This is a genomic window from Streptomyces sp. NPDC014891 (assembly GCF_043081085.1).
Taxonomy (GTDB): Bacteria; Actinomycetota; Actinomycetes; order Streptomycetales; family Streptomycetaceae; genus Streptomyces.
Genome location: NZ_JBIBWF010000006.1, coordinates 1 through 25044 on the forward strand (window position 1 = coordinate 1; position 25044 = coordinate 25044).

The following is a 25044-nucleotide window of genomic DNA, read 5'->3' on the forward strand; positions in this document are numbered from 1 at the left end:
GTGTTAAGCACGCCGCCAGCGTTCGTCCTGAGCCAGGATCAAACTCTCCGTGAATGTTTACCCGTAATCGGGTGACACTCGCGTTGAGCGGGACGGTCAAGCCGGAATGTGGCCGACCGTCCACAGCGTCCTCGCTGTGTATGTCGCCTACCAGCCACAAGGACCGGCAGGACTTTCAAAGGAACCTCGCCATCCTAAGATGGACGGGGTATCAACTAATCTGGCGTTGATTTTTGGCACGCTGTTGAGTTCTCAAGGAACGGACGCTTCCTTCGTACTCACCCTCTCGGGCTTTCCTCCGGGCTTTCCCTTCGGTATTTCGTGTTTCCAGCCTAGCAGATCCGATTTTCCGTTTCCGCCACCCGCTGGACCAGGTTCACCGGACAGGAATTCACTTTCGTGCTTTCCGTTCCCGGCGGGGTTGAACGTTACCAGGCTTTCTCGGTCCCCCTGACCACGTCCCTGCGAGCACGCAGAGGTGTAGACCACTGGGGTTAGGATCTGGCTTGATAGGTGCTGCCGACCCGCGACCCAAAGCCGCGTTGGGGTCAGGCAGGAGTACGACAGTACATCCCACCGTCAGTAGAGGCAAATCGTTTCCGGTAGTCCCTAGCTCCGCCCAACTGGTACGTCTCGTGCGGAACCGGGACTTCTTATGACTTACGCTTCTGAACAGTACGCCGTCCAGGACAGGTAGTGACGGCGCCACACAATCTCCGCCCCTGGGAGGCTTCCCATGACAACCGTGACGTCGCCGCTTGCCGGACGCGCCATCGGTCTCGCCGCAGTTCCCGACCCGGTCTTCTCCGGTGCGATGGTCGGGCCCGGCACCGCCATCGATCCCGTACGTGAGGCCTCCGAGGCCGTCTCCCCCATCGACGGGGTCATCGTCTCCATGCACCCGCACGCCTTCGTCGTCGTCGACGGCGAGGGCCACGGTGTGCTGACCCACCTCGGGATCGACACCGTTCAGCTCAACGGCGAGGGCTTCGAGCTCCTCGTGAGCAAGGGTGACACCGTCACGCGCGGCCAGGCCGTCGTGCGCTGGAACCCCGCCGCGGTCGAGGCCGCCGGCAAGTCCCCCATCTGTCCCATCGTGGCCCTGGAGGCCACCGCGGACTCGCTCTCCGACGTCGTCGAGGACGGCGAAGTGAAGGCCGGCGACCAGCTCTTCGGCTGGAGCTGAGCCGGATCGTCCCCGTGACGACCGCGAGTTCGACATTCATCGCGGCGGCAGGTGCCGCCGCTCTATGGGAGACGGGTGAGATGGAGACAACGCTGCGAGGCGTCGGCGTCAGCCACGGTGTGGCGATCGGCGAGGTCCGGCACATGGGCACGGCGGTCCTCGAACCGCCGGCCAAGCAGATCCCGGCGGACGAGGCGGAGCGCGAACAGGGGCGCGCCCGCCAGGCCGTCGAGGCTGTCGCCGCCGACCTCAATGCGCGCGGCAACCTGGCGGGCGGCGAGGCCCAGCACGTGCTCGAGGCCCAGGCGATGATCGCCCAGGACCCGGAGCTCATCGCCGACGTGGACCGCCGCATCGCCGTGGGCAGCACGGCCGAGCGCGGCATCTACGATGCCTTCTCGCACTACCGCGAGCTGCTCGCCGGCGCCGGCGAGTACATGGCCGGACGCGTCGCCGACCTCGACGACGTCCGGAACCGGATCGTGGCGCGCCTCCTCGGTGTGCCGATGCCGGGCGTGCCGGACAGCGACGAGCCGTATGTGCTCATCGCGCGGGACCTGGCGCCGGCCGACACCGCGCTGCTCGACCCCGCGCTGGTGCTCGGCTTCGTGACCGAGGAGGGCGGGCCGACCAGCCACAGCGCCATCCTCGCGCGGGCGCTGGGCGTGCCGGCCATCGTCGCGCTGCCGGGCGCGGGCGAGCTCGCCGAGGGGACGATGATCGCGGTCGACGGTTCGACCGGTGAGATCTTCGTGGACCCGAGCGAGGACAAGAAGGCGGAGCTGACCAAGGCCGCCGCCGCGCGCAAGGCCGCGCTGGCGACGTCCAGCGGTCCCGGCGCCACCTCGGACGGGCACAAGGTGCCGCTGCTCGCCAACGTCGGCGGTCCCGCGGACGTCCCGGCGGCGGTCGAGGCCGGTGCCGAGGGCGTCGGCCTGTTCCGTACGGAGTTCCTCTTCCTGGACGACAGCAAGAAGGCTCCGTCCGAGGAGAAGCAGGTCGAGGCGTACCGCCAGGTGCTGGAGGCGTTCCCCGAGGGCCGTGTGGTCGTGCGGGTGCTCGACGCCGGTGCGGACAAGCCGCTGGACTTCCTGACCCCGGCCGACGAGCCGAACCCGGCGCTGGGCGTGCGGGGTCTGCGGTCGCTCCTGGACCACCCCGAGGTCCTGCGGACCCAGCTGACCGCGCTCACGAAGGCGGTCGAGGGCCTGCCGGTGTACCTCGAGGTCATGGCTCCGATGGTGGCCGACCGTACGGACGCGAAGGCCTTCGCCGACGCGTGCCGCGAGGCGGGGCTGCGGGCGAAGTTCGGTGCGATGGTCGAGATCCCCTCGGCCGCGCTGCGGGCGCGCTCGATCCTCCAGGAGGTCGAGTTCCTCTCGCTCGGCACCAACGACCTGGCGCAGTACACCTTCGCGGCGGACCGTCAGGTCGGTGCGGTGTCGCGGCTCCAGGACCCGTGGCAGCCGGCGCTGCTCGACCTGGTGGCGCTGTCCGCCGAGGCGGCGAAGGCCGAGGGGAAGAGCTGCGGCGTCTGCGGTGAGGCCGCGGCCGACCCGCTGCTCGCCTGTGTGCTGACCGGTCTGGGGGTCACCTCCCTCTCCATGGGTGCGGCGTCGATCCCGTACGTGCGGGCGACGCTGGCCAAGTACACGCTGGCGCAGTGCGAGCGGGCGGCCGCCGCGGCGCGTGCCGCGGACACGGCGCACGAGGCGCGCGTGGCCGCTCAGGCGGTGCTGTCCGGGGAGTGATGTCCCGGTTGTGAGCGACGAAGGGGCTTTCCGTCACGGAGGTGGCAGGGAGCCCCTTCGGCGTGCCCGGGGTCAGTGGTGGGTGGTCCAGTCGTCGTCGGGGTCGGGCGTCACGGGGAAGCCGGCGAGGTGGTCGACTCCCGGTTCCGGGGAGAGGGGTTCTCCGGTGCGGGCGTCGGTGCAGTAGGCGGCGAAGACCTCGGCCGCGGTGAGGGGGGTGAGGGTGCCTGCGGTGAGGCGCCAGCCGTGGAGGCGGTCGCGCGCGCCGGGCCGGCTGGTGCGCAGGACGAGTCCGCCGGGTGCTCCGAGGACGATGCCGGCCGCGAGGACGGCGGTGAACTCGGCGGCCGCGGCGTCCTCGACGTCCGTGTGCGGGCTGCCGCCGTCGGCGTGGAGGACGGCGAGGAGTCGGTCGTCGGCGGCCGGGACGCTGCAGACGAGGTGGTGGGTGCCGGTGCCGGCGGCTTCCAGGAGCCGGGCGAGGAGGCGGGCGGCGCGCTCGAAGGAGGCCCTGCCGATGTCCTTGCCGCAGGTGGCGCAGTCGCCGGCGGTGGTGAGGACGGTGGTGGCGTACTCCCAGGTGGCCTGGCGGACCGCGGTGTCGACCAGCTCGGGCAGGAGGGTGCTGAGGGGCTGTCCGGTGTAGGTGACGCGGGCGCCGGTGGCGGCGAGGTGGGCGGTGAAGCGGCTGCGGCTGGTGGGGTCGTCGGGGTCCAGGCCCGTCTCCGCGCAGTAGGCGGCGAACTCCTCGGGGTCGAAGAGGGTGACGGTGGTGTGGCCGCCGCGGGCGGCGAGGCTCCTCAGGAGGGCCTCGACGTGGCGGAGGTAGGTGGGGTGGTCGTCGAAGGCGAAGGTGCGGTAGCGGCGCATGGCCGTGAAGTCGTGCTCGTCGGCGAGGAGGCCGACGGTGCTGGGGACCTCGCGGCGCAGGGCGCGCCGGAGGTCTGCCGTGGTGGTGCCGGTCCGTGTCATGTCTCCCCCTGGGTACGGTCCGATCAGTGCTCACTCACCGTAACCTTCGCCACTGACAGTGACGACTGGGGGAGGCGTCGGCGGACGAGGCGGTTCTGGGCGGCGGTGGTGGCGACGAGGGTGGCGCCGAGGAGGGGCCAGGCCAGGGGCCCGGCGGAGACGAGGCCGGTCATGAGGAGGGGGCCGACGAAGCGCTGGGTGGACTGCGCGAGGCCGTGGACGCCGAGGTAGGCGCCCTGTGCGTCGTCGGGGGCGAGGGCGACGGAGATCTCCCAGGAGGCGATGGTGTGGATCATCTCCGCGAAGGTGAGGGCGACGGCCGCGGTGAGGAGCGCTGCGACGGCGAGGTTCCGGCCGCCTAGGGCCGAGACGGCGAGGGCGAGCGTGCCGACGGTGAAGAGGACCGCGAGGGGTGCGAGCAGGCGGCGGGCGGCCTCGGTGGAGGAGCCTAGGCGGGAGAGCGGGACCTGGAAGAGCACGATCAGGGTGCTGTTGGCGACCATCAGGAGCGGGGCGAGGCCGACGGGGGCCTCGGTGGCGTGGACGATCCAGAGCGGCAGGGCGACCTGGAGGATCGAGTCGTGGAGGTAGAAGACCGAGTCCGCGGCGGTGAAGCCGAGGAAGCCCCGGTCGCGCCAGGGGGTGGGCGGCTTGGCGGCCGGGGCGGGATCGGCGGACGCGGCGGCGATGCGGGAGGCCGCGGGGGACGGGGGTTCGGCGCAGCGGAGGGTGAGCGCGGCCATCACGAGGTAGGAGAGAGCGTCGCCGATGAGCAGGAGGTGGAAGGCGGTGCTGCTGCCGACGGCGAGGGCGGCGGCGGCGCCCAGGCCGCCGAGGGTCCAGCCGATGTTGGAGGTGGTGCGGTTGATGGCCTGGTAGCGGATGCGGTCGGGGCCGGCGACGCGGGCGGCGTAGAGCTTGGTGAGGACGTTGGTGGCGCGGTCCGGGAGGGCTCCCGCGGCCGAGAAGAGGACGAGCAGCGGGAAGTCGTCGGTGGTGAGGAGGGCGAGGAGGGCGGCGGCGCGGAGCAGTTGGGTGCAGATGATGACGCGGACGAGGGGGAATCGGTCGGCGAGCCGTCCGCCGAGGGGGGCGCCCGCGATGCCGGCGGCGCCGGAGACGGCGATGAGCAGGCCGACCTGGCCGAGGTCGAGTCCGGTGACGAAGGTGAAGTACAGGGCCATGGCGGTGGACCAGAGTCCGGTGCCGCACTTGTCGATGAAGCCGATGACGAGCATGCGGCGGCCGTCGCGGCCGCCGGGGATGCGTTCCTTGAAGGGTGTTCGGGTGGTGTGGGCGGAGCGGCTCATCGGATCCCCCTTGCGAACTGCTTTGTATTGATACATACTTGAGTACGTGGCAGCACAATATTCGATCGACGGCACGACAGCCAAGGGGATTGCCGCGTCCGTGGAGCGGGGCGTCGCCGAGGGCGGCCTCTCCCCCGGCGACGCCCTGCCGCCCGTGCGACGGCTCGCCGACGAGCTGGGGGTGAGTCCGGGGACGGTCGCGACGGCCTACAAGGAGTTGCGGCAGCGGGGGCTCGTCGTCACCCGGGGACGGGGCGGGACGGTCGTGGCGGAGACGCCCTCCGTGGCCTCGCGCCGTCCGCCGAGGGTGCCGCAGGGCCTCGTGGATCTGGCGGGCGGCCATCCCGACCCCGCCTTCCTCCCCGTACTGCGTCCGCCGTCGCACGTCACCCCGGTGTACGGCTCCCATCGCGCCGCCCCGCGCCTCGCCGCGCTGGAGGAGGTGACCCGGCGGTGGTTCGCGCGCGACGGGGTCCCGGCACGGCACGTGACCTTCGCGCACGGGGCGCTCGACTGCATCGCCCGGCTCCTGTCGACCGAGCTGCGGCAGGGCGACGCGGTGGCCGTGGAGGATCCGGGCTTCCACCATCTGCTCGACCTGGTCCCCGCGCTGGGGCTGCGGTCCGTCCCCGTGACCGTGGACGGCGAGGGTCTCGTACCGGAGTCGCTGCGGGCGGCGCTGCGGGGCGGCGTGCGCGCCGTGGTGTGCAGTCCGCGGGCGCAGTGTCCGACCGGGGCCTTCTTCAGCCGGTCTCGACGGGACGAACTGGTCGCGGTGCTGCGGGACTTCCCCGAGGTGCTGGTCGTCGAGGACGACCACAACGCGGAGATCGGCGGCGCCCCGGCACACACGCTCGCGGCGGCCGGGCTCGAACGGTGGGCCCAGGTGCGGACGGTGTCGAAGCACCTCGGGATCGACCTCCGCTGGGCCGGGGTGGCGTGCGACGCGATCACGCTGGCCCGGCACGACGGCCGGATGCTGATGACCTCGGGCTGGGTCAGCCACGTCCTCCAGGAGACGGTGTCCGGCCTGCTGCGCGACGAGACGGTGCGCGCGCTCGTGGCGGACGGCGAGGCGGCGTACGCGGAGCGGCGTGCGGCGCTGATCGGCGCGCTCGGCGACCACCGGATCCGATCGGTCGGGGCCAGCGGGCTGAACGTGTGGGTGCCGGTGCGGGACGAGTCCGCGGTCGTCAACGGACTGCGGACACAGGGCTGGTGGGTCGCCGCGGGGGCGCGGTTCCGGATCGCCTCCCCGCCGGCCGTGCGGATCACCGCATCGACGCTCGCTCCCGCCGACGCCGTGCGGCTGGCGGCGGACTTCGCCGAGGTGCTGGGGGACGCGCAGGCGACGTACGGCGGTTGACGCCGTGACGGTACGCCACGGGGCGCCGCGCGCGGCAGCTCCGGTTCACCTCGGGGCCGCTCAAGCGCGTCCGGTGGGCGTTCGTCAGGGTCTGGGTGAGGGTGGCGCCCCCGGTGTCGGTCGGTTCGACGCGGGCTCCCCCGGAGGTGACCGCGGCGCGGATCCCCGGCGTCACCGTGCTGCCGTCCGCGAGGGCGTCGCCGTCGCCGGTACCGCGCACGACGAGCAGACGCCACGCCGGCGTTTCTCGGGGGGGCGCACCGTACTCGGGGTGGCCGCCGTCATCGGCGCCCCCGGCGAGCTGCCGGGGGCGTCTGAGGGTGGTGCGGGTCAGGCCCGGCGAGCGGCCGCCAGGGTCTCGTAGAAGCGCAGGAGGCCGAGGTCGTCGACCGAACCGGCGTTGACGGCCTTGGCCAGGGGGGTGCCCTGGAGGAGGCGCTTGACCGGGACCTCGATGCGCTTGCCCGTGAGGGTGTGGGGGACGCCCGGTACCTCGATGATCTCGTCGGGGACGTGCCGGGGGGACAGTTCGGTGCGGATCGTCCGCTTGATGCGGTCGGTCAGCTCCTCGTCCAGGGTGGCGCCGTCGACGAGGTGGACGAAGAGCGGCATCCAGTAGCCGCCGTCCGGCTCCTCCAGGCCGATCACGAGGGACTCGCGGATCTCGGGGAGCCGCTCGACGGCCTCGTAGATGTCGGCGCTGCCCATCCGGACGCCCTGGCGGTTCAGGGTGGAGTCGGAGCGGCCGTGGATGACGACCGAGCCCCGGTCGGTGAGGGTGATCCAGTCGCCGTGGCGCCAGACGCCCGGGTACATCTCGAAGTAGCTGTCGCGGTAGCGGCTGCCGTCCGGGTCGTTCCAGAAGTGGATCGGCATGGAGGGCATGGGGTTGGTGACGACGAGTTCGCCGACCTCCCCGATCACGGCCTTGCCGGACGCGTCCCAGGCCTGGAGGTCGGTGCCGAGGCCGGCCGCCTGGAGTTCGCCGATGTGGACCGGGAGGGTGGGGACGGCCCCCGCGAAGCAGGAGCACACGTCGGTGCCGCCGCTGACGGAGGCGATCCAGAGGTTCTCGCGGACCTCGTCGTGGAGCCAGCGGAAGCCGTCGGGCGGCAGCGGGGAGCCGGTGGTGGCGACGCACCTGACCGTCGACAGGTCGAAGTCGCGGCCCGGGTGCACGTCCGCCTTGGCGCAGGCCATCACGTACGCGGCGGAGGTGCCGTACAGGGTGGCGCGGGTGCGTTCGGCGACGCGCCACTGGGCGGCGGTGTCGGGGTAGCCGGGGCTCCCGTCGTACAGGACGACGGTCGAGCCGGTGAGCAGGCCGGAGACGAGGAAGTTCCACATCATCCAGCCGGTGGAGGTGTACCAGAAGAACACGTCCTCGGGGCCCAGGTCGTTGTGCAGGCCGAGCTGCTTGAGGTGCTCGACGAGGATGCCGCCCTGGGACTGGACGATCGCCTTCGGCAGACCGGTGGTGCCGGAGGAGTACAGGACCCACAGCGGGTGGGCGAACGGGACCTGCTCGTAGACCGGCTCGACGTCCCCGGCGACGAGGTCGTCCCAGGTCAGGGTGCCCTCGGGGGCGGGGGTGCCGAGCAGCGGGATGTGGACGACCGCGCGGACGGTGGGCAGCTCGGCGCGCAGTTCGGCGACGGTCTCCCGGCGGTCGTGCTCCTTCCCGCCGTAGCGGTAACCGTCGACGGTGAAGAGGACGACCGGCTCGACCTGCTGGAAGCGGTCGAGGACGCTGCGGGCGCCGAAGTCGGGGGCGCAGGAGGTCCACACGCCGCCGACGGCGGCGGTGGCGAGGAGGGCCACGACGGACTGCGGGACGTTCGGCAGGTAGCCGCTGATCCGGTCGCCGGGGCGGACGCCGAGCGCGCGGAGCTCGGCGGCGAGGGAGCCGACCTGGCGGCGGAGCTCGGCCCAGGTGATCGGCGCGGGCTCGTGGGTTTCGTCCACATGGAGCAGGGCCGTGTCGTGGGGGCGCTCGGCGGCGGCGCGCAGGGCGTGCTCGGCGTAGTTCAGGGTGGCGCCGGGGAACCAGTCGGCGCCGGGCATCGAGCGGTCGCCGAGGACGCGCTCGTACGGGGTGGAGAAGCGGATGTCGAACCACTCCACGATCGCCTGCCAGAAGGCTTCGAGCTCCTCGACGGACCAGCGGTGGAGCGCCGGGTATCCGCCCTGGGCCGGGGCGCCGTGGTGCTCGGCGGCCCAGGTCTGGAAGCGGGTCACGGCGGCCGAGGCGATGTGCTCCTCGTCCGGCTGCCAGAGCGGCGGCTCGGTGTGCGCTGATGTCATGGGGCGGCTCCCTGGCTGTACGCGGGGTCGGCGTGTGTCCGGCGCACGTGCTGGGGTGTGCGCGTGACGCGGCTGACAGGACGATGCCATGTGATCGTCATTCGCACCAGGGCTGCCCGCCCATGGTCGGGTAGTTGAACATGTGCTCCCACCACGGGTGAACGCCGGTTGAACGGAGCCCGATCGGCGCCCGGCGGGTGGCAGGGTGAGCCGCATGGACGGTCGTGGACTGGTGCGTTCGATGAAGGTGTTCGGCTCCGTGCGGGGGTTGCGGACGGTGCGGGCGGCGTGGCGCCGGCACCGCGCCGACGCACGGGCGCTGCCGCCGAGGGGGGCGGAGCGGGCCCGGGTGCCGGGGCCCGCGACGGACGCGGAGCCCGCGCCCGGCGGGGGGATCGTCCGGTTCGCCCGGTCCTCGCTGCGGATCACCGTGTCCTCGGGGGGCACCGTCTTCTGGGGATGGGACGGGGCCGGACCGCTGCCCTCGTACGCCGTGACCGGAGAGGGGCCGGAACCGGATCCGCGGGCCTCGCTGGAGCCCGACACGGACGGCGGCTGGCGGATCGTGGCGGAGCGGGTCACGGTCGCGGTGTCCCGGCACGGGGCGGTGGAGGTCCGGACGCCGGGCGGGGTGATGCTGCGCCGGGACCTGCCGCCGCGCTGGTGGGAGCCGGTGGCGGGCGGCGCTCCGGCCGGGGCGGGGTCGGCCGGGGACGCCGCGGGCGGGGGCTCCGCGGCCGGCGGGACGGCGCGCTGGGTGCAGCGCAGCGAGGTGCCCGCGGACGCTCGTTTCTTCGGGCTGGGCGGGCGGTCGGCCGGTCCGCGGCTGCGGGACGGCTCGTACCGCCTCTGGAACACCGACCCCGGCGGGAGATTCGGTCCCGGAAGCGATCCGCTCTACATCACCATGCCGGTGCAGTTCGTCGTCTCGGACGCGGGGACGCACCTGGCCTTCCACGACAACTCCTGGGACGGCCGGGTCACGCTGGCCGAGGGCGAGGAGGGCGCGGGCTCCGGGCACGACCGGCCGGGGACCAGCGAGGTCCGGATGGGCGGCGGTCCGCTGCGCTGCTGGGTGGTGGTCGGCACCCCCGCGCGCGTGCTGCACGGCTGGGCGGCGCTCACCGGGGCGCCCGCGCTGCCGCCGGACTGGGCGCTGGGGCCGCAGCACGCCCGCTGGGGGTTCGGCAGCGAGCGCGAGGTGCGGCGGGTCGTGGCGGGGTACCGGGAGCGGGGGCTGCCGCTGTCCGCCGTCCACCTGGACATCGACCACTACGACGGGCACCGGGTGTTCACGGTCGACCGGGAGCGCTTCCCCGACCTGCCGGGCCTCGCGGAGGAGCTGCGGGAGCAGGGCGTGCGGCTGGTCTCGATCGTGGACCCGGCCGTGAAGGCCGAACCGGGGAACGCGGTCTACGACGGCGGCCGGGCGGCCGGGGCCTTCGTCCGGGACGCGCGGGGCGACGAGGTCCGGGGGATGGTGTGGCCGGGCGAGTGCGCGTATCCCGACTTCACCGATCCGGCGGTACGGGAGTGGTGGGGGCGGCTGTACGAGGAGCGGCTCCGGCAGGGCTTCGCCGGGGTCTGGCACGACATGAACGAGCCGGTGTCGTTCGCGCCCTTCGGCGACACGACGCTGCCGCGTTCGGCGCGGCACTCCCTGGACGGGCGCGGCGGCGACCACCGCGAGGCGCACAACGTGTACGGACTCGCGATGGCGCGCGCCGGGTACGAGGGGCTGCGCCGGCTGCGGCCCGACGAGCGGCCCTTCCTCTTCTCCCGTTCCGGCTGGGCGGGGATGCAGCGGTACGGGGGCACCTGGTCCGGGGACGTGGCGACGGGCTGGCCGGGGCTGCGGGCCTCGCTCGCCCTGGTGCTGGGGCTCGGGCTGTGCGGGGTGCCGTACTCCGGTCCGGACGTGGGCGGCTTCGACGGCAGTCCGACGCCGGAGCTGTTCCTGCGCTGGTACCAGCTGGGGGCGTGGCTGCCGCTGTTCCGCACCCACGCGGCGATCGACGCGGGGCGGCGCGAACCGTGGGAGTTCGGGCCCGAGGTGCTGGAGCACGCGCGCGCGGCCCTGGCGGAACGGGAGCGGCTGCGGCCGTACTTCACGACGCTGGCGCGGCTCGCCCGGATGACGGGCGCGCCGTTCGTCCGTCCGCTGTGGTGGGGGACGCCGGAGGACCGGGTGCTGCGCGACTGCGAGGACGCCTTCCTGCTGGGCGACGCGCTGCTGGTGGCGCCGGTCCTGACGGCGGGGGCCGACCGGCGGGCGGTGCGGCTGCCGCGCGGGCGCTGGTACGACACGGCGACGGGCCGGGCGTACGAGGGTCCCGGGCAGGTGCTGCTCGACGCGCCGCTCTCCCGGGTGCCGGTGCTGGCGCGGGCGGGGGCGGTGCTCGCGGTCCGCGGCCAGGACGGGGAGCCGGCCCTGGAGGTGTGGGCGCCCGCCGCCGGGCGCACGGGCGGCGGGCTCGTCGTACGGGACACGGGGGACGGCTGGGAGACGGCCGAGATCGAGCGGTACCAGTCGCGGCTGGTGGACGGCCGGGTGGTCGTGGAGCGGGTGACGGACGACGGGGTGGAGGCGGCGGGGCTGCCCGTGCGGGTGCGGGGGATGTGATCCGCGGCGGGGTCGGGTGGGCGGGCGCCCCGGCCGACCGGGCCGCCGCGTCCCGCCCGGCGCGGGCGACGCCGCCGTCGTGGCCCTGCCGTCGCGCCGGCTCCGCTACGGCCCTGCTCCCCTCACCGTCCGGTTCCGGCTTCTCCGTATTCCCCCGCGAACCACTTGCGCACCGCCTCCGTGTGGAGCGGGAACGCGAGGTCCCCGGGAGCGCGGAGGACGTGGTGGCCGCTCGTCTCGTCCGTCGGGGTGGAGGGCGGGAGCGCGGCGGCCGGACGGGGCGGGAACAGGCCGAAGAGGAGCAGGTGGCCGGTCGGGGAGCTCAGCGCGTCCGCGAGGCGCACCTCCTCGGCGGAGGCCTGGATCCCGGTCTCCTCGCGCAGTTCGCGGGCCACGGCGGCGCGCCAGTCCTCGCCGTGGTCGATGAAGCCGCCGGGCAGGGCGATCCCGCCGCGCGCGGGTTCGATGGTGCGGGTGATGACGACGAGGCCGGTGCCCTCCCCGTCGGTGACGGGGAGGAGGGCGACGGCGACGGGCAGCGGATTGCGGTAGGCGGCCTGTCCGCAGGCTGGGCAGGTGCGGGGCCAGCCGGCGTCGGCGGAGTGGGCGGCGCCGCAGAACGTGCAGTGGGAGTCCTTCACGGGCCGACCGTATGCGATCACCTCTTCCCGGCGCTGCCGGAACCGGTGGACGGGCCGTCCCAGCGCTTCCGGAACCCGTGGACGGGCTGTCCCGGCGCCGGCCGGAACCGGTGGACGGGCTATCCCGGCGCCGGCCGGAACTGGTAGACGGGGCGCATGACAGCACTCGCCTCCGTCTTGCGCACCCTCGCGATCACGGCCGCGGCCGGACTGCTCGCCGTCACCGGAGCCGTCGCCGCGCCCCCTCCGGCGGCGTCCGCCGCGCCGGAGCCCAAGGCGCCACGGGAGTTCGTGGCCCTCGCCTCGGTGGACCGGACGATCCTCCAGGAGATCCGCTACACGACGCCGCACAACTTCACGGGCGTGCCGGTGGACGGCTACCGGCAGCCCCTGTGCATCCTGACGCGGCCGGCCGCCGAGGCCCTACACCGCGCGCAGGTGCGGCTGCTGGCCCGGGGCTACACGCTCAAGGTGTACGACTGCTACCGGCCGCAGCGGGCCGTCGACCACTTCGTGCGCTGGGCCGAGGACCTGTCGGACGAGCGGATGAAGAAGGAGTTCTATCCGCTCGTCGACAAGTCGAGGCTGTTCGCCGACGGTTACATCGCGGAGAGGTCCGGGCACAGCCGGGGCTCGACGGTGGACGTGACGATCGTCCGGCTCCCGGCCGTGCCCTCGCGCGCGTACGTGCCGGGCGAGCCGCTGACGGAGTGCTACGCGGCGCGCGCGGAGCGGTTCCCGGACAACTCCGTGGACATGGGGACCGGGTACGACTGCTTCGACACGCTCTCGCACACCGCGGACCCCCGGATCGGGGGCGCGCAGCGGGCCCACCGGCAGCTGCTGGGGAACGCGCTCGCGGAGCAGGGTTTCGTGAACCTGCCGGAGGAGTGGTGGCACTTCACCTTCAGGCCGGAGCCGTTCCCGAGCACGTTCTTCGACTTCCCGGTGGCACGGAGGTCGGTGGCCGGCCACTGACGCCTTTCGCCCGTGGGGCTGCCGTGCCACACTTCTGACGCTTCGTCAGATCAGTCTCGGCAGCGGGCACGGGAGGCCTCGATGGCACGGACGCGCACACCGGTGGTGGCCGGGTGGTTCACCGACGACACCGTCCCGGAGGCGGAGTTCCGGCTGCTCGGGACGCGGTGCACGGCCTGCGCGTCGGTCTTCTTCCCGCGGGCGGACGACGGGTGCCGCAATCCGGTCTGCCCGGGCGGCGGCGAGCAGCTGGAGCACCCGCTCTCGCGGCGCGGCCGGGTCTGGTCGTACACCGACGGGCGCTACCGGCCGCCCGCCCCGTACGTCTCCGATCCGGCGGCGCCCTGGGAGCCGTACACCCTCGTGGCCGTGGAGCTGGCGGACGAGGCCATGGTCGTCCTCGGGCAGGCCTCCCCCGGGGTGACGACGGCCGATCTCGAGGTCGGGACCGAGGTCGAGCTGGTGCCCGGCGTCCTGAACGAGGACGACGACCACGTCTGGACCACCTGGAACTGGCGGCCCGTCGCACGGGAGGAGCGGTCGTGAACGACATCGCGGTCCTCGGGGCGGGGATGCACCCGTGGGGCAAATGGGGTCGGAGCTTCATCGCATACGGGACGGCCGCCGCCCGTGCCGCGCTCGCGGACGCCGGTCTCGACTGGACGGACGTGGGCTCCGTCGTCGGGGCGAACACCCTGCGCTGCGGATACCCGGGCCAGGTGGCCGGCGCGACCTTCGCCCAGGCCCTCGGCTGGCAGGGGGCACGGGTGACCAGCGTGTACGCGGCCTGTGCCTCGGGTTCCCAGGCCATCGCGACCGCCCGGGCCCAGATCCTGGCGGGGCTGGCGGACGTGGTCCTGGTGGTCGGCGCGGACGCGACGCCCAAGGGCTTCCTCGCCCCGGCGGGCGGCGAGCGCCCCGACGATCCGGACTGGCTGCGGTTCCGGATCCTCGGGGCCACCAACCCCGCGTACTTCGCCCTCTCCGCGCGCCGCCGGATGGCCCTGTACGGGGACACGCCGGAGGACTTCGCCCGGGTGAAGGTGAAGAACGCGGCGGCCGGCGCGCTCAACCCGCTGGCCCGCTACCGCGCGCGCGTGAGCGCCGAGGAGGTCGCCGCCTCGGCCGTCGTCGCCGACCCGCTGCGGCTCCTGGACATCTGCGCCACCTCGGACGGGGGCGCGGCTCTCGTGCTGTCCGGCATGGACTTCGCGCGTGCCCACGGGCACCCCGATCCGGTGCGGATCCGGGCCGTGTCGACGGTCTCCCCCGTCTACCCGAAGGCGGTGCTGGACCTGCCGGACATCGCGACGGACTCGGCGGCGGCGGTCCCTCCCGCCGCGCAGCCCTTCCGCGCCTCCATAGCGCGGGCCGCCTACGAGGAGGCCGGGATCGGTCCCGAGGACCTGTCCCTCGCGGAGGTGTACGACCTGTCGACCGCTCTGGAACTGGAGTGGTACGAGGACATCGGGCTGTGCGCGGCCGGCGAGGGGGCCAAGCTGCTGCGGGAGGGGGCGACCGCGCTCGGCGGGCGGGTGCCGGTCAACACCAGCGGCGGGCTGGCGTCGTTCGGGGAGGCCGTGCCGGCCCAGGCGATCGCCCAGGTCTGCGAACTGACCTGGCAGTTGCGGGGTACGGCGGGCGAGCGGCAGGTGCCCGGGGCGCGGGCCGGGATCACCGCGAACCAGGGGCTGTTCGGTCACGGATCGGCCGTGGTGGCGGTCCGCTGAGGTGGGCCGGGGACTCCCGGCCCACCGTGGTCAGGGTCCGACCGTCGCGTGGCTGCGGTCCGCCAGGACGAGCGCGTGCTCGACGACGGCGACGAGGACGTTCTTCACGGACTCGCGGTCCCGCGCGTCGCACATCACGAGCTCCACCTCGGGGTCGAGGTCCAGGGCCCCGCGGACGCTCTCCGCCGGGAACCTGCGGGCGCCCTCGAAGCAGTTGACCGCGACCGTGAACGGGATGCCGCGCCGTTCGAAGTAGTCGATGGCGGCGAAGCTGTCCTCCAGGCGGCGGGTGTCCGCGAGGACGACCGCGCCCAGCGCGCCCTGGGCCAGCTCGTCCCAGAGGAACCAGAAGCGGTCCTGGCCCGGCGTTCCGAACAGGTACAGGACGAGGTCCTCGCGCAGGGTGATCCGGCCGAAGTCCATGGCGACCGTCGTGGTCGTCTTGGCCTCGACGCCGTGCAGGTCGTCGACGGGCCGCCCCGCCTCGCTGAGGACCTCCTCGGTCCGCAGCGGCCGGATCTCGCTGACCGCGCCCACCATCGTCGTCTTGCCGACCCCGAACCCGCCCGCGACGAGGATCTTCAGGGTCACCGGCTCGACGTACGACCTCTTGCGGCTAGAGCGCCCGAAGGCCATTGATCACCTCGCGGAGAATGCTCACGTCCGGCAGCTCGGCCGGCGGAACGGGGCGGGTCACATGGACGAGTTCGTCCTCGACGAGGTCGCCGACGAGGACCCGGACCACCCCGACGGGGAGATCGAGTCCTGCGGCGAGCTCGGCGATCGACTGGGGCTGCTCGGAGCAGCGTTCGACGATCTCCACGTGCTCGGGGGAGAGCGTCTGGTCCCGGCCGGGGTCGTCGGCGGCGGGCTCGGGCACGACCACCGCGATCAGGTCGAGCCGGTGGCGGGTGGCGGCGCTCGTCCGGCCGCGGGTCATCGCGTACGGACGGACCACGGGTCCGGCCTCGTCGTCGAACCAGTGGTGGGGGGCCTGGCCCGCGCTCTGGTCCTGCTCCGTGTGCCGGTTCTCCTGGTTCAGCTGGTTCCGCTCGGCTGCGTCACTCATGCCGTCCCACTCACCCTCCCGCGGGCAGACCGGTCCGGGGTGCCGTCGCGAGGTGGGCCCCGACCCGCTTCACCATCAGCGTCATCTCGTAGGCGACCTGGCCGACGTCGGAGTCGGCGTCGGCGAGCACGGCCAGGCAGCTGCCGTCGCCGGCGGCCGTGACGAACAGGAAGGCGTCCTCCAGCTCGACGACGGTCTGGCGGACCTTGCCCGCCTCGAAGTGGCGGCCGACGCCCTTGGCGAGGCTGTGGAAGCCGGAGGCCACGGCGGCCAGGTGCTCGCCGTCCTCCCGGGTCAGGTCCTGGGAGGCGCCGGTGGGGAGGCCGTCGCTGGAGAGCACCAGGGCCTTCCGGATGGAGGCGACGCGCTGCACGAGCTCGTCGAGGAGCCAGTTCAGCTCGCCGTTTCCGGAGGTGGTGCTGGGTGCTGCGGCGTTCGGTGCGGTCATCGACCGTCCCCCTCGGGTGTCGTTCCAGGTGCTGCTGTCGGGTCGTCAGGGTCGGCGGTGTGCTGCCGTCCGCGCTGCCAGCCGCGCTGCATGGCGGCCATGCGGGCGCGTACCTCCTCGGCGTCGCGCTCGAAGGAGTCGGCGTCCGCGGGTGCGGCGGCGCCGCTCGCACGCGTGTCGGCGCGCTCGGCCGGGCCGTCCGTGGCGCGCAGCTGGGGCGCGAGGCTGGCCTGGCGGACGCGGCGGGGCAGTCCGCCGAACGGCTCGGGGGTCTCCGGCGGTACGGGGACGAGGGTCGGGCCGGTTCCCCGCGGGGCGAGGGGCGGACCGTGCCTGCGGCCCGTGCCGGGCGGGGGGACGGGCTGGTCGCCCGGACGTCCGGTGCCGCCGGGGGGCACCGGGCGTTCGTCCCGGCCGCCGTGGGCGTGGTGTCCGGGGGCGTCCGGCGTCCGGCCGGTGCCGTCGGTCACCCGCCCCGGGGCGGGGTGCGCGCGGCCGGTGGTCGCGGGGTCCGCGTCGGGGACCGGGTGCGCCCGGTCGGCGCCGCGGCGCCGGTCCGGTCCGTCGGTGCCGCGGTCGTGGCCGTCCGCGGCTCGGCCCCGGTCCGGTGCGTCGAGGCGGCGGCCGTGGTCCACGACGAGGGTCGGGGTGCGGCGGCGCGGCAGCGGGACGGGCTCGGTGGTCGCGGCGTCGGCGGTCTTGTCCTCGTCGCCGTGGTCCCCCGGCCGGTCGGGGGCCTGCTGGTGCTGCTCGCCCGCGGGGGCGAGTCCGGCCCGGCGGCTCCGGGGCCGGAAGAGGCCGCCGCGTTCGCTCTCGGTGTCGAGGAGGTCCGCCGCGCCGTCGAGGAGCACGTCGTACTCCTCGCTGCCGAGCGGGCCCTCCAGTTCGACGGGTCCGTCGAGGGGGGCGGGCGTCCCGGTGACGTCCGGGACCCTGGCGAGCGCGGGGCGGCGGCTCGGCAGGACGCCGTCGGCGGCGGTCTCCGGGTCGGCCGGGCCGGGGCGCTCCAGGGTCTTGCGGTCGAGGCGGAAGCCGGCGCCCTGGGTCTCGGGGGCGTCGGTGAGCAGTGCGGCCGGGATGAAGACGACCGCGGTGGTCCCGCCGTACGGGGAGGTCTGGAGCGAGACGCGGACGTTCTGGCGCTGGGCGAGCCGGCTGACCACGAAGAGGCCGAGCCGGTCGGTGTCCGAGAGCTCGAACTCGGGGGTCTCGGCGAGCCGGAGGTTGGCGTCGAGCAGGGCGTCGGGGTTCATGCCGAGGCCGCGGTCGTGGATCTCCAGGGTGAAGCCGTTGGCGACCCGCTCGCCGAGCACCTGCACTGCGGTGTGCGGGGGTGAGAACACCGTGGCGTTCTCCAGGAGTTCGGCGATGAGGTGGGTGAGGTCCGCGACGGCGGGACCGCCCACGCCGAGGCGCGGGAGGCGGCGGACCTCGATGCGCTCGTAGTCCTCGACCTCGGCGACGGCGGCGCGGACCACGTCCATGAGCTGGACGGGCTTGCGCCACTGCCGGGAGGGCGCGGCGCCGGAGAGGATGACGAGGCCCTCGGCGTGCCGGCGCATGCGGGTGGTGAGGTGGTCCAGCCGGAAGAGGTCGGCGAGCTCGTCGGTGTCCTCGGTGCGCCGTTCCATGGTGTCGAGGAGGGTGAGCTGGCGGTGCAGGAGGACCTGGTTGCGGCGGGCGAGGTTGACGAACACCTCGGAGACGCCGCGCCGGAGCTCGGACTGCTTGACCGCGGCCTCGACGGCGGCGCGCTGGAGGGTGTTCAGCGCCTGGCCGACCTGGCCGACCTCGTCCGGGCCGTAGCCGAGGTGGGGCACCTCGGTGCCGACGTCGACCTGTTCGCCGGCGGCGAGCCTGCGCATCACGCTGGGCAGTCGTACGCCGGAGACCTCCTGGGCCTCCTTCTGGAGGCGGCGGAGGTCGCGGACGAGGTCGCGGCCGATGCGGACGGAGATGACGATGGAGGCGAGCAGGGCGAGGAAGCCGACGACCCCGGCGACGCCGGCCTTGAGCAGGACGCTGTAGGCGGCGGGCTGGACGCGGTCCTGATAGCGGTCGCCGGCCGCGGTGTTCTCCCTGGCCAGGTCGTCGAGGACGGGGCTGGCGTTGTCCTGCCAGTAGGCGGGGGTGACGGCACGCGGGTCGTCGGTGGGGCCCTGTTCGATGATCGCGTTCTCGGCGGTGCGCAGCGGCTGGCTGGCCGGGCTGCGCCAGTACTTCTCGAAGCGGTTGCGCTCGGCGGCCGGCAGGAGTTCGAGGTTGACCTCGTAGAACAGCTTCCGGTTGGCGACGAGGTCGGATATCGCCCGGATCTCCTGGGCGGTGACGCGGTCCGCGACGAGCGCGGACAGGACGAGTGCGTCCTCGCGGGAGAGCAGTTCACGCGCGCGGGTGATGCCGACGAGGGCGCGGCCCTGCTTGTCCATCTCCACGTTCTCGAGGGCGTGGAGGGTGACGAGGAAGCTGTAGCAGGGGTCGACGAGCCGGTTGTAGAACTCCAGCGCCTGCATGCGGCCGATGTCGCGCTCCTCCACGGAGCGGCGCAGGGAGGTGAGGCCCTCCAGGGCTTCCAGGAGGGAGCCGAGCCGCTGGGCGGTGACGGGCCGCATCTCCTCGCGGACGCCGGGGTCGGCGGCGTTGGCGCGGATCCGGGCGATCTGACGGTCGGTCGCCCTGCGGGTCTCCTTGAGGGAGCTGAGCGTGTCGGTGCCGCGGGGGTCGGCGAGGTAGACGAGGGACTGGCGCCGTTCGAGCTGGATGACCCGGGCGGTGTCCTCCAGGGGGTAGCCGACCTTGTCGACGATGTAGCCGACGTCGAGGAGTTGGTCGGCCTCGCGTCCGGTGAGGACGGTGGAGAAGCCCCAGAGGCAGGTCAGGGAGACGAGCGGTACGAGCAGCAACGCCACGATCTTCCGGCGGATGGACTTCCCGCGAAAGCGCATGGCCTCCCCCAGCTCGGCCTCCGTGTCCCCGGAGGTCCTTCACGTTCGTGACGTCCGGCGTCAACACGCGGCGTCAACCTTGAGATTCAACAAACGGCGGCGCGAGCCTACTACTGCATCACGGCCATCCCGAAGGCATGTCCGGGCTATTTTCAGCCTGTCGAGTGAGTCTTGATCATGAGATGTCCGGGTATTCGGGGAGTTGGGGTTGGTCAATGTGGCGTAGGACACCTGACGATGCGCCATTTCTCCGGCCTGCGGAGATGGCTGGAATTATGTGTTCCGGCCCCCTCCCGCTCCTGTTCGTCCCCGATTCCCGCTCATGTTCGTCCCCGATCGGACGAAACCTTTTCCCTCACTCGTGCGTCATTAAGTACGGGGTGGACTCTGTCCGTGTATAGGCGCTCAAGACGGGCAGACGCTCCTGGAGTCGGTCAGTGGTGGGGAGTGACAGGACAATGGAACACGAGGCGCGGTCGTCAGGGCAGTTGTGGGTGGAGGACGAGCGGGCACGCCGGCGCATGCCGGACCCCGTGCGCACCGCCGCCGTACGGGCCGTGATGATCACATCGGTGACGCTCATCCAGGCGGTCGTGGCGTTCTTCAGCTCCGTGACGGGCTCGTGGCTGGCGTTCCCGGTGACCGTCACCGCGGTGGTCTCCACCGTGGTGGCCACCTGGAGCGTGCTCGACGTCTGGATCACCCGTCAGGTGTGGCGCCAGCGCAACGGCGTGGTGTCGGAGCCCAGCAGCGCGGCCCGGCCGCCGATCCGCGCGAAGCGCGAGGAGGAGCGGGCGGAGGCGGCCTCGCTGCCCGAGGCGGCCTGAGCCTTCGAGGAGAAGCGACAACGGTGAGTGGCCGGGCCCCCTTTCGAGGGGGCCCGGCCACTCACCGTTGTGCCGGGGTCGGTCCCGACCCGCCCGACGCCTCCTAGGGGGACACCGTCGCGCCCGGGTCGTCGGCCGTGTGCCGGCGGAACATCCTCGTCGCCGTGATCTCCCCGTGGATCGTCTCCCCCTCGGCCGCCGTCTGCGGAAGGCCCGGGCGCAGGTGCTCCTCCACGCTGATGTACTTCAGGCCGGCCCGCAGGTCGGCGTCGTTGCGCAGCCGGATCACCAGCGGGAACTCCGCGAGCGCCGTCGTGTCGAAGAGGCCCGTCGTGTAGAGGAGCTGCACGCCCAGCGCGTCCGACACGGCCCGCTGGAGCTCCAGGAGGTAGGTGGCGTTCGCGCGGCCGATCGGGTTGTCCAGGAACAGCGTGCCCGCGTGCCGGTGCTTGTCCCGGCCCCGGTCGTTGGAGCGGAGCGCCGCCATCGTGCAGTACAGGGCGATGGCCGCGGTGAGCAGCTGCCCGCCGGAGAAGACGTCGCCCATCTGCCCGACGGGCACCCGCTCGGCGCGCAGCACCGCGTCCGGCTTGAGGATCTCGACGGAGACCCCCTTGGGTTCGAGGGCCGCCTGGACCCCGCGGAGCAGCAGGGACATGCCGTCGCGGCGAAGGTCGGAGTTCTTCCTGACGGCCGCGCGGGTCGCCTCGTCGACGACCTCGCCCAGCCGCTCGGCGAGGGTGGCCTGGTCGGGCTCCTCGAAGCGGATCCGCAGGAACTCCTGGCCCGACCACTCGCCGAGGCCCTCGGGGAGCCGGGAGAGCCGCTGCGCTGAACGGAGCGTCGCGAGCGAGGACTCCACCAGGCCCCGCAGCCGGTCGACGATGGAGTCGCGGTTGCGCTCCAGCTGCTCCAGCTCGTCGGTGAGGACCCGCAGCCGGGGCGCGAAGGCCTCGGCCCACTTCGCGGCGTGCTCGGGCAGCGCGGAGGCGGGGAGTTCGCGGATCTGCTGGCGGGCCGGGGTGCGGACCTGCTCGTAGCGGGTGGAGTTGGCGTGGCGTACGAGGATGTCGCTCGCCTCGCGGACGGCCGCGTCGGCCGACGACAGCTCCGCCGTGCAGGCGCGCAGGGCGCGGCGCGCCTCGCCGGCCGTCGTACGGGCCTCCTCCAGGCTGCCGGGGTACGGCTCGGCCTCCTCCCGCTCCTCGTCCGCGTGGTCGCGGAGCAGGTCCCGCAGCAGGGCGGAGGTCTCGTCGAAGCCGCCCCCGGCGTCCTCGGCGGCCCGGTGGTCGCGGAGCAGCCGGGTGTGGGCGGCGCGGGCCGCCTCCAGGGCGTCGGTGCGGGCGGCGAGCTCGGCGGTGGCGGTGCGCAGCAGGGCCTGGGCGCGGTCGGCGTCGGCGGGGACGAGGTCCTCGGGCAGCTCGGTGTGCCGCTCGCCGTCCTCGGGGGCGAGCCGCTCGGCCTCGCCGCGCAGGCGTCCGAGCTTCTCGCTGGCCTCCGACGCCCGCGTCTCCAGCATCTGGACGAGGGCCTCGGCGCGGGCCGCGGCGGCCTGCCGGGAGGGGCCGTCGGCGCCGTCGGTGGACTCCAGGAGCTGCTCGGCGCGGGTGCGGACCTTGTTGGTGAGGCGGTCGAGTTCGGCGAGGGCGGCGGACTCGTCGCCCTCGGCGCGGGCCTGCTCGGCGCGCAGGTCGGCGCCGACGCCGACCTTCTCGTACAGCTGGGACGCGGCCCGGTAGGCCTCGCGCAGGGTGGGCAGCGCGGCGCGGGGCGGCGGGGTGTCGCTCTCCGGAAGGGTGTCGGGGGCGCCGGCGATCTCGGCGCGCTCGGCCCGCAGGGCGCGGGCGGTGCGGTGGGCGTCGTCGGCGGAACGCTGGGCCGCGCGGCGGTCCTCGTCCGCGGCCCGCGCGCGGTCCAGGCAGGTCTGGGCGCGGGCCTCCGCCTCGGTGGCGTCGTCGGCGAGTTCGCGGAGCTTGGCCTGCCAGGCGGACCGCTCGCGCAACCGGAAGGCGAGGCCCGCCAGGGCGTCGGCGACGCGGCGGGCGCGCTGGGCGGCCTCCTGGCGCTCGTCGCGCACCTGGGCGGCTTCGGCGGCGGTCTCGTCGGCCTCGGCGCGCGCGGTGCGGGCCTCTTCCAGGGTGGCGGTGGCGGCTTCGGCGGTCTCACGCGCGGTCGTGGCGACGGCGGCGAGCTCGGCGAGCATCCCGGGCGGGCAGTCGGCGCGCCAGGAGCCGATCCGGGCCGCGAGGGAGCGGTCTCCGGCGAGGCGGGCGGCGAGGGCCCGGATCTCCTCGTCGCGTGCGGCGGCGCGGGCGCGCAGGGCGTGCCGCTCCTCGTCGGCCGCGTGCTCGTCGTGCATGGCCGGGTTCGGCGGGACGAGGAAGACGCCCGTGTCGTCGCCGGTGCTCGGGACGGGTACGGGGGCGAGGAGGGCGGCGGCCGTGCCGACGGCGACGGCGGAGCGGGGCAGCAGGGCCGCGGTGCCGAGGACCTCGCGGGCGCGCCCGTACGAGACGGGGTCGGTGATGACGACGCCGTCGACCAGCTCGGGGCGGGCGGCGAGGACGCGCGCGTGGTCGACGGGGTCGACGGCCTGGGCGAGGTAACGCCAGCCGGGGAGGGCGGGGATGCCGTGCTCGCCGAGGTACTCGACGGTGGCGAGGACGTCGGGTCCCGGGGGCAGCAGGCCGCCGTCGCCGAGGGCGCCGAGGATGCGGGAGTCGTCGGCCGCGGCGGTGCGCAGGTCGAAGAGCTGTCGCTCGGCGGAGGTCACGGCCTGGTCGAGCATGCCGCGGAGCTCGTCGGCGTACCGGTCGAACTCGGTGACGGTGAGCGGGCCCTGGGGCTCCCCGGCGGCCTCCGCTCCCGTGTCCTCGCCGGTGTGGCTGCCGGGGGCGGCGGCGCGCTGCCCGGGCAGGGGCGAGCCGGCGGCGGGCCGGGCGGGTCCGGTGGACGGCAGGCTCAGGAGCTCGGCGAGCCGCTGCTCCCCGGCGAGGAACTCGGCGGCGCGGCGCTCGGCGTCGTAGGCGTTCCCTGCGGCCTCGGCGGCGTCCGAGGCGCGGGCGGCGGCGAGTTCGGCGCGGGCCTCGGCCCCGGCGGCCTCGCGGGCGCGGTCCGCCGCCGTGCGGGCGGCCTCGCGTGCGGTGTCCCAGGCGGCGACCGTCGTCTTCTCGGCGTCGCTCGCGGCGAGCGCGGCGCGAGCGGGGTCGGCGTCGGGCGCGGTGTCGTCGAGCCAGCCGGCCCGTACGGCCTCGGAGGTCTCCTGCTCGACCTCGGCGAGGCGCTGGCGGAGGTGTCCGGCCTCGCTGCGGGCCCGCTGGGCCTCGGTCGCGGCGGCGGTGGCGTCGCGGTGGGCGGTCTCGCCGACCTCCTGGAGGGCGGTGGAGCGCTCCTCCTCCTCGGCCGCGTGCCGCTCGCCCTCCTCGGCGGCGGCGGAGAGGGCCCGTACGAGGTCGGCGGCGGCCTCGGCGCGGGCCGCGAGGGCCGGGGCGGCGTCCCGCTCGGCCTCGCGGATCGCCGCGGCCACGCGCGCGGAGCGGTCGCCCGCGGCGCGGTGGCGCAGCACGACCTCGGCCGCCTGCCAGGCGGAGTGCACCGTGCGGGCGTCGGTGAGTTCACGGCGCTGGGACGCGGCGCCCTTCTCGGCGGCGGTGAGTGCCAGGGAGGCGTGCCGGTAGGCGAGTTCGGCGGCGATGAGGGCGGCGCGCCCGCGCGCGGTCTCGGCCTCGGCGACGGCGTGGCCGGCGGAGGTGACCTGCTGGGCGAGTTCGGCTCCGCGGGCTCGTTCCACGCCGGCGCGGGCGGAGAGCCGGCGGGCGAGGGTCCGGGTGCGGCGCTCGGCCGCCGTGTGGACGTCGCGCGCGGTGGAGCGGGTTCCGGCCGCCTCGACGATCCGGTTGAGGAGGTCCACGGAGCCGGCCGTGAAGTCGCGCTCGGCGGTGAGCTCGGCGCGGCGGCCGAGCTTGTTGCCGAAGCCTCCGACGAGGTCGGCGAGGCCGTCGGTGTCCCGGGTGTCGGTGACGGCGCGCAGCAGCAGGTCGGTGAAGTCGGAGTCCTTCTTGACCGCGAAGAGGCCGGCGGCCTCGCCCTCGTCGGCGTTCATCTCGCGCTGGTAGCGGAAGAGTTCGGGGTCGAGTCCCAGGTCGCCGAGGTGCTCGTTCCAGCGGTCGTGGATCTCCTCCCAGAAGACCTCCAGGTGCGGGTACGCCTTGCCCGCCTCGGTGATCGCGTCCCGGAAGCCCTTCATCGTGCGGCGGCGGCCGGTGGCGCCCGAGGCGCCCTCGGCGGGGGCACGGACGGACGTGGCCTCGGCGACAGGGAGGTTGTCCAGGCTGAGGCCGGGACCGGGACGGAACGAGTACCAGGCCTCGGCGAACTTCCGCGGGTCGGACGAGACCTGCCGGCCGCGCCACTCGCTGGCCTTGCCGACGACGACGAGTTCGCCGGTGAGGGTGTGCTGCCACTCCAGGGCGACGTGCCCGCAGTCGTCGGCGAGGAGGAACTTGCGCAGGACGCCGGAGCTGGCGCCGCCCAGGGTGTTGCGGTGGCCCGGGAGCATGACCGAGAAGATCAGCTTGAGGAGGACGGACTTGCCGCCGCCGTTCTCCAGGAAGAGCACGCCGGCGGGCGCGGGGCGGCGCGGCGGGCCGACCGGCTCCTCCTCGAAGAACTCCGCCTGGGTGGGGGCGGGGTGGGGCACCGGCGCGCCGACCCCGCGCAGGTCCAGGACGGTGTCGGCGTAGCGCGCACCGGCGGGACCGATGGAGTACAGGCGGACCCGGGACAGCTCGTACATGGCGAGGGACTCTCGTGCTCTCGTGCTCGGGAAGAACGGTTACGCGGGGCGGTGCGGGACGGTGGCGCGGGCCGGCGGTGCCGGGGGGTGCGCGCGGGC

Annotated in this window: 17 protein-coding genes; 8 read left to right on the forward strand and 9 right to left on the reverse strand. The window is 74.2% G+C overall.

Going from position 1 to position 25044, the window contains the following annotated elements:
- Window positions 1–736 precede the first annotated feature (736 nt).
- On the forward strand, window positions 737–1186 hold the full coding sequence (locus ACF09E_RS18425; protein ID WP_361855985.1) for a PTS glucose transporter subunit IIA: 450 nt from the start codon (window positions 737–739) through the stop codon (window positions 1184–1186).
- 80 nt (window positions 1187–1266) lie between these two features.
- Window positions 1267–2937 carry a phosphoenolpyruvate--protein phosphotransferase gene (gene ptsP / locus ACF09E_RS18430; protein ID WP_392206125.1) on the forward strand — a complete coding sequence of 557 codons (1671 nt, stop codon included), beginning with the start codon at window positions 1267–1269 and terminating at the stop codon, window positions 2935–2937.
- Between the two features lie 72 nt (window positions 2938–3009).
- Here the strand turns inward: ptsP and ACF09E_RS18435 are convergent, their stop codons facing one another.
- Together ACF09E_RS18435 and ACF09E_RS18440 are read right to left on the reverse strand one after the other, a co-directional pair.
- Window positions 3010–3909 carry a hypothetical protein gene (locus ACF09E_RS18435; RefSeq protein ID WP_392206126.1) on the reverse strand — a complete coding sequence of 300 codons (900 nt, stop codon included), beginning with the start codon at window positions 3907–3909 and terminating at the stop codon, window positions 3010–3012.
- Window positions 3910–3932: 23 nt separating this feature from the next.
- Window positions 3933–5219 (reverse strand): MFS transporter, encoded by a 1287-nt coding sequence (locus ACF09E_RS18440; protein WP_392206127.1) that lies wholly within the window; start codon window positions 5217–5219, stop codon window positions 3933–3935.
- Window positions 5220–5265: 46 nt separating this feature from the next.
- On the opposite strand from ACF09E_RS18440, the gene ACF09E_RS18445 reads away from it, so the two are divergent.
- Complete coding sequence (locus ACF09E_RS18445; RefSeq protein ID WP_392206128.1) at window positions 5266–6585, forward strand: GntR family transcriptional regulator; 1320 nt, start codon at window positions 5266–5268, stop codon at window positions 6583–6585.
- A gap of 330 nt (window positions 6586–6915) precedes the next feature.
- On the opposite strand, the gene ACF09E_RS18450 is transcribed toward ACF09E_RS18445, so the two are convergent.
- Window positions 6916–8889: an acetoacetate--CoA ligase gene (locus tag ACF09E_RS18450; RefSeq protein WP_392206129.1), complete on the reverse strand. Its 1974-nt coding sequence runs from the start codon at window positions 8887–8889 to the stop codon at window positions 6916–6918.
- 214 nt (window positions 8890–9103) lie between these two features.
- On the opposite strand from ACF09E_RS18450, the gene ACF09E_RS18455 reads away from it, so the two are divergent.
- Window positions 9104–11512 (forward strand): glycoside hydrolase family 31 protein, encoded by a 2409-nt coding sequence (locus tag ACF09E_RS18455; protein WP_392206130.1) that lies wholly within the window; start codon window positions 9104–9106, stop codon window positions 11510–11512.
- A gap of 122 nt (window positions 11513–11634) precedes the next feature.
- Here the strand turns inward: ACF09E_RS18455 and ACF09E_RS18460 are convergent, their stop codons facing one another.
- Window positions 11635–12153 carry an NUDIX domain-containing protein gene (locus ACF09E_RS18460; RefSeq protein ID WP_392206131.1) on the reverse strand — a complete coding sequence of 173 codons (519 nt, stop codon included), beginning with the start codon at window positions 12151–12153 and terminating at the stop codon, window positions 11635–11637.
- 156 nt (window positions 12154–12309) lie between these two features.
- On the opposite strand from ACF09E_RS18460, the gene ACF09E_RS18465 reads away from it, so the two are divergent.
- The 3 genes from ACF09E_RS18465 to ACF09E_RS18475 all read left to right on the forward strand — a co-directional run bounded on the left by ACF09E_RS18465 (window position 12310) and on the right by ACF09E_RS18475 (window position 14861).
- Window positions 12310–13131, forward strand: coding sequence for a M15 family metallopeptidase (locus ACF09E_RS18465; protein ID WP_392206132.1), 822 nt, complete (start codon window positions 12310–12312; stop codon window positions 13129–13131).
- A gap of 81 nt (window positions 13132–13212) precedes the next feature.
- Window positions 13213–13677 (forward strand): Zn-ribbon domain-containing OB-fold protein, encoded by a 465-nt coding sequence (locus ACF09E_RS18470; protein WP_392206133.1) that lies wholly within the window; start codon window positions 13213–13215, stop codon window positions 13675–13677.
- A 26-nt stretch (window positions 13678–13703) separates the two neighbouring features.
- Entirely contained in the window at window positions 13704–14861 is a 1158-nt protein-coding gene (locus ACF09E_RS18475) for a lipid-transfer protein (RefSeq protein ID WP_392206409.1), read from the forward strand.
- Window positions 14862–14891: 30 nt separating this feature from the next.
- On the opposite strand, the gene ACF09E_RS18480 is transcribed toward ACF09E_RS18475, so the two are convergent.
- Genes ACF09E_RS18480 through ACF09E_RS18495 form a run of 4 tightly spaced genes read right to left on the reverse strand, consistent with a single transcriptional unit; the run spans window position 14892 to window position 19323 of the window.
- Window positions 14892–15497 carry an ATP/GTP-binding protein gene (locus ACF09E_RS18480; protein ID WP_392206134.1) on the reverse strand — a complete coding sequence of 202 codons (606 nt, stop codon included), beginning with the start codon at window positions 15495–15497 and terminating at the stop codon, window positions 14892–14894.
- Window positions 15478–15930, reverse strand: coding sequence for a DUF742 domain-containing protein (locus ACF09E_RS18485; protein ID WP_392206135.1), 453 nt, complete (start codon window positions 15928–15930; stop codon window positions 15478–15480). Before ACF09E_RS18485 ends, ACF09E_RS18480 begins: the two co-directional genes overlap by 20 nt.
- Window positions 15931–15940: 10 nt before the next feature.
- Window positions 15941–16378, reverse strand: a complete 438-nt coding sequence (locus ACF09E_RS18490) for a roadblock/LC7 domain-containing protein (RefSeq protein WP_306329308.1) — start codon at window positions 16376–16378, stop codon at window positions 15941–15943.
- Window positions 16375–19323: a nitrate- and nitrite sensing domain-containing protein gene (locus tag ACF09E_RS18495; protein ID WP_392206136.1), complete on the reverse strand. Its 2949-nt coding sequence runs from the start codon at window positions 19321–19323 to the stop codon at window positions 16375–16377. Before ACF09E_RS18495 ends, ACF09E_RS18490 begins: the two co-directional genes overlap by 4 nt.
- A 458-nt stretch (window positions 19324–19781) precedes the next feature.
- Here ACF09E_RS18495 and ACF09E_RS18500 point away from each other — a divergent pair, with 458 nt between their 5' ends.
- Window positions 19782–20150, forward strand: a complete 369-nt coding sequence (locus ACF09E_RS18500) for a hypothetical protein (RefSeq protein WP_392206137.1) — start codon at window positions 19782–19784, stop codon at window positions 20148–20150.
- 103 nt (window positions 20151–20253) lie between these two features.
- Here the strand turns inward: ACF09E_RS18500 and ACF09E_RS18505 are convergent, their stop codons facing one another.
- On the reverse strand, window positions 20254–24945 hold the full coding sequence (locus ACF09E_RS18505; RefSeq protein WP_392206138.1) for a hypothetical protein: 4692 nt from the start codon (window positions 24943–24945) through the stop codon (window positions 20254–20256).
- Between the last annotated feature and the right edge of the window lie 99 nt (window positions 24946–25044).

What these genes read in the sequence shown, in the direction of transcription:
- ACF09E_RS18425 (WP_361855985.1), top strand. Translation starts at nt 737, where the DNA reads ATGACAACCGTGACGTCGCCGCTTGCCGGACGCGCCATCGGTCTCGCC.
- ptsP (WP_392206125.1), top strand. Translation starts at nt 1,267, where the DNA reads ATGGAGACAACGCTGCGAGGCGTCGGCGTCAGCCACGGTGTGGCGATC.
- ACF09E_RS18435 (WP_392206126.1), bottom strand. Translation starts at nt 3,909, where the DNA reads ATGACACGGACCGGCACCACCACGGCAGACCTCCGGCGCGCCCTGCGC.
- ACF09E_RS18440 (WP_392206127.1), bottom strand. Translation starts at nt 5,219, where the DNA reads ATGAGCCGCTCCGCCCACACCACCCGAACACCCTTCAAGGAACGCATC.
- ACF09E_RS18450 (WP_392206129.1), bottom strand. Translation starts at nt 8,889, where the DNA reads ATGACATCAGCGCACACCGAGCCGCCGCTCTGGCAGCCGGACGAGGAG.
- ACF09E_RS18455 (WP_392206130.1), top strand. Translation starts at nt 9,104, where the DNA reads ATGGACGGTCGTGGACTGGTGCGTTCGATGAAGGTGTTCGGCTCCGTG.
- ACF09E_RS18465 (WP_392206132.1), top strand. Translation starts at nt 12,310, where the DNA reads ATGACAGCACTCGCCTCCGTCTTGCGCACCCTCGCGATCACGGCCGCG.
- ACF09E_RS18470 (WP_392206133.1), top strand. Translation starts at nt 13,213, where the DNA reads ATGGCACGGACGCGCACACCGGTGGTGGCCGGGTGGTTCACCGACGAC.
- ACF09E_RS18475 (WP_392206409.1), top strand. Translation starts at nt 13,704, where the DNA reads ATGCACCCGTGGGGCAAATGGGGTCGGAGCTTCATCGCATACGGGACG.
- ACF09E_RS18480 (WP_392206134.1), bottom strand. Translation starts at nt 15,497, where the DNA reads ATGGCCTTCGGGCGCTCTAGCCGCAAGAGGTCGTACGTCGAGCCGGTG.
- ACF09E_RS18485 (WP_392206135.1), bottom strand. Translation starts at nt 15,930, where the DNA reads ATGAGTGACGCAGCCGAGCGGAACCAGCTGAACCAGGAGAACCGGCAC.
- ACF09E_RS18490 (WP_306329308.1), bottom strand. Translation starts at nt 16,378, where the DNA reads ATGACCGCACCGAACGCCGCAGCACCCAGCACCACCTCCGGAAACGGC.
- ACF09E_RS18495 (WP_392206136.1), bottom strand. Translation starts at nt 19,323, where the DNA reads ATGCGCTTTCGCGGGAAGTCCATCCGCCGGAAGATCGTGGCGTTGCTG.
- ACF09E_RS18500 (WP_392206137.1), top strand. Translation starts at nt 19,782, where the DNA reads ATGGAACACGAGGCGCGGTCGTCAGGGCAGTTGTGGGTGGAGGACGAG.
- ACF09E_RS18505 (WP_392206138.1), bottom strand. Translation starts at nt 24,945, where the DNA reads ATGTACGAGCTGTCCCGGGTCCGCCTGTACTCCATCGGTCCCGCCGGT.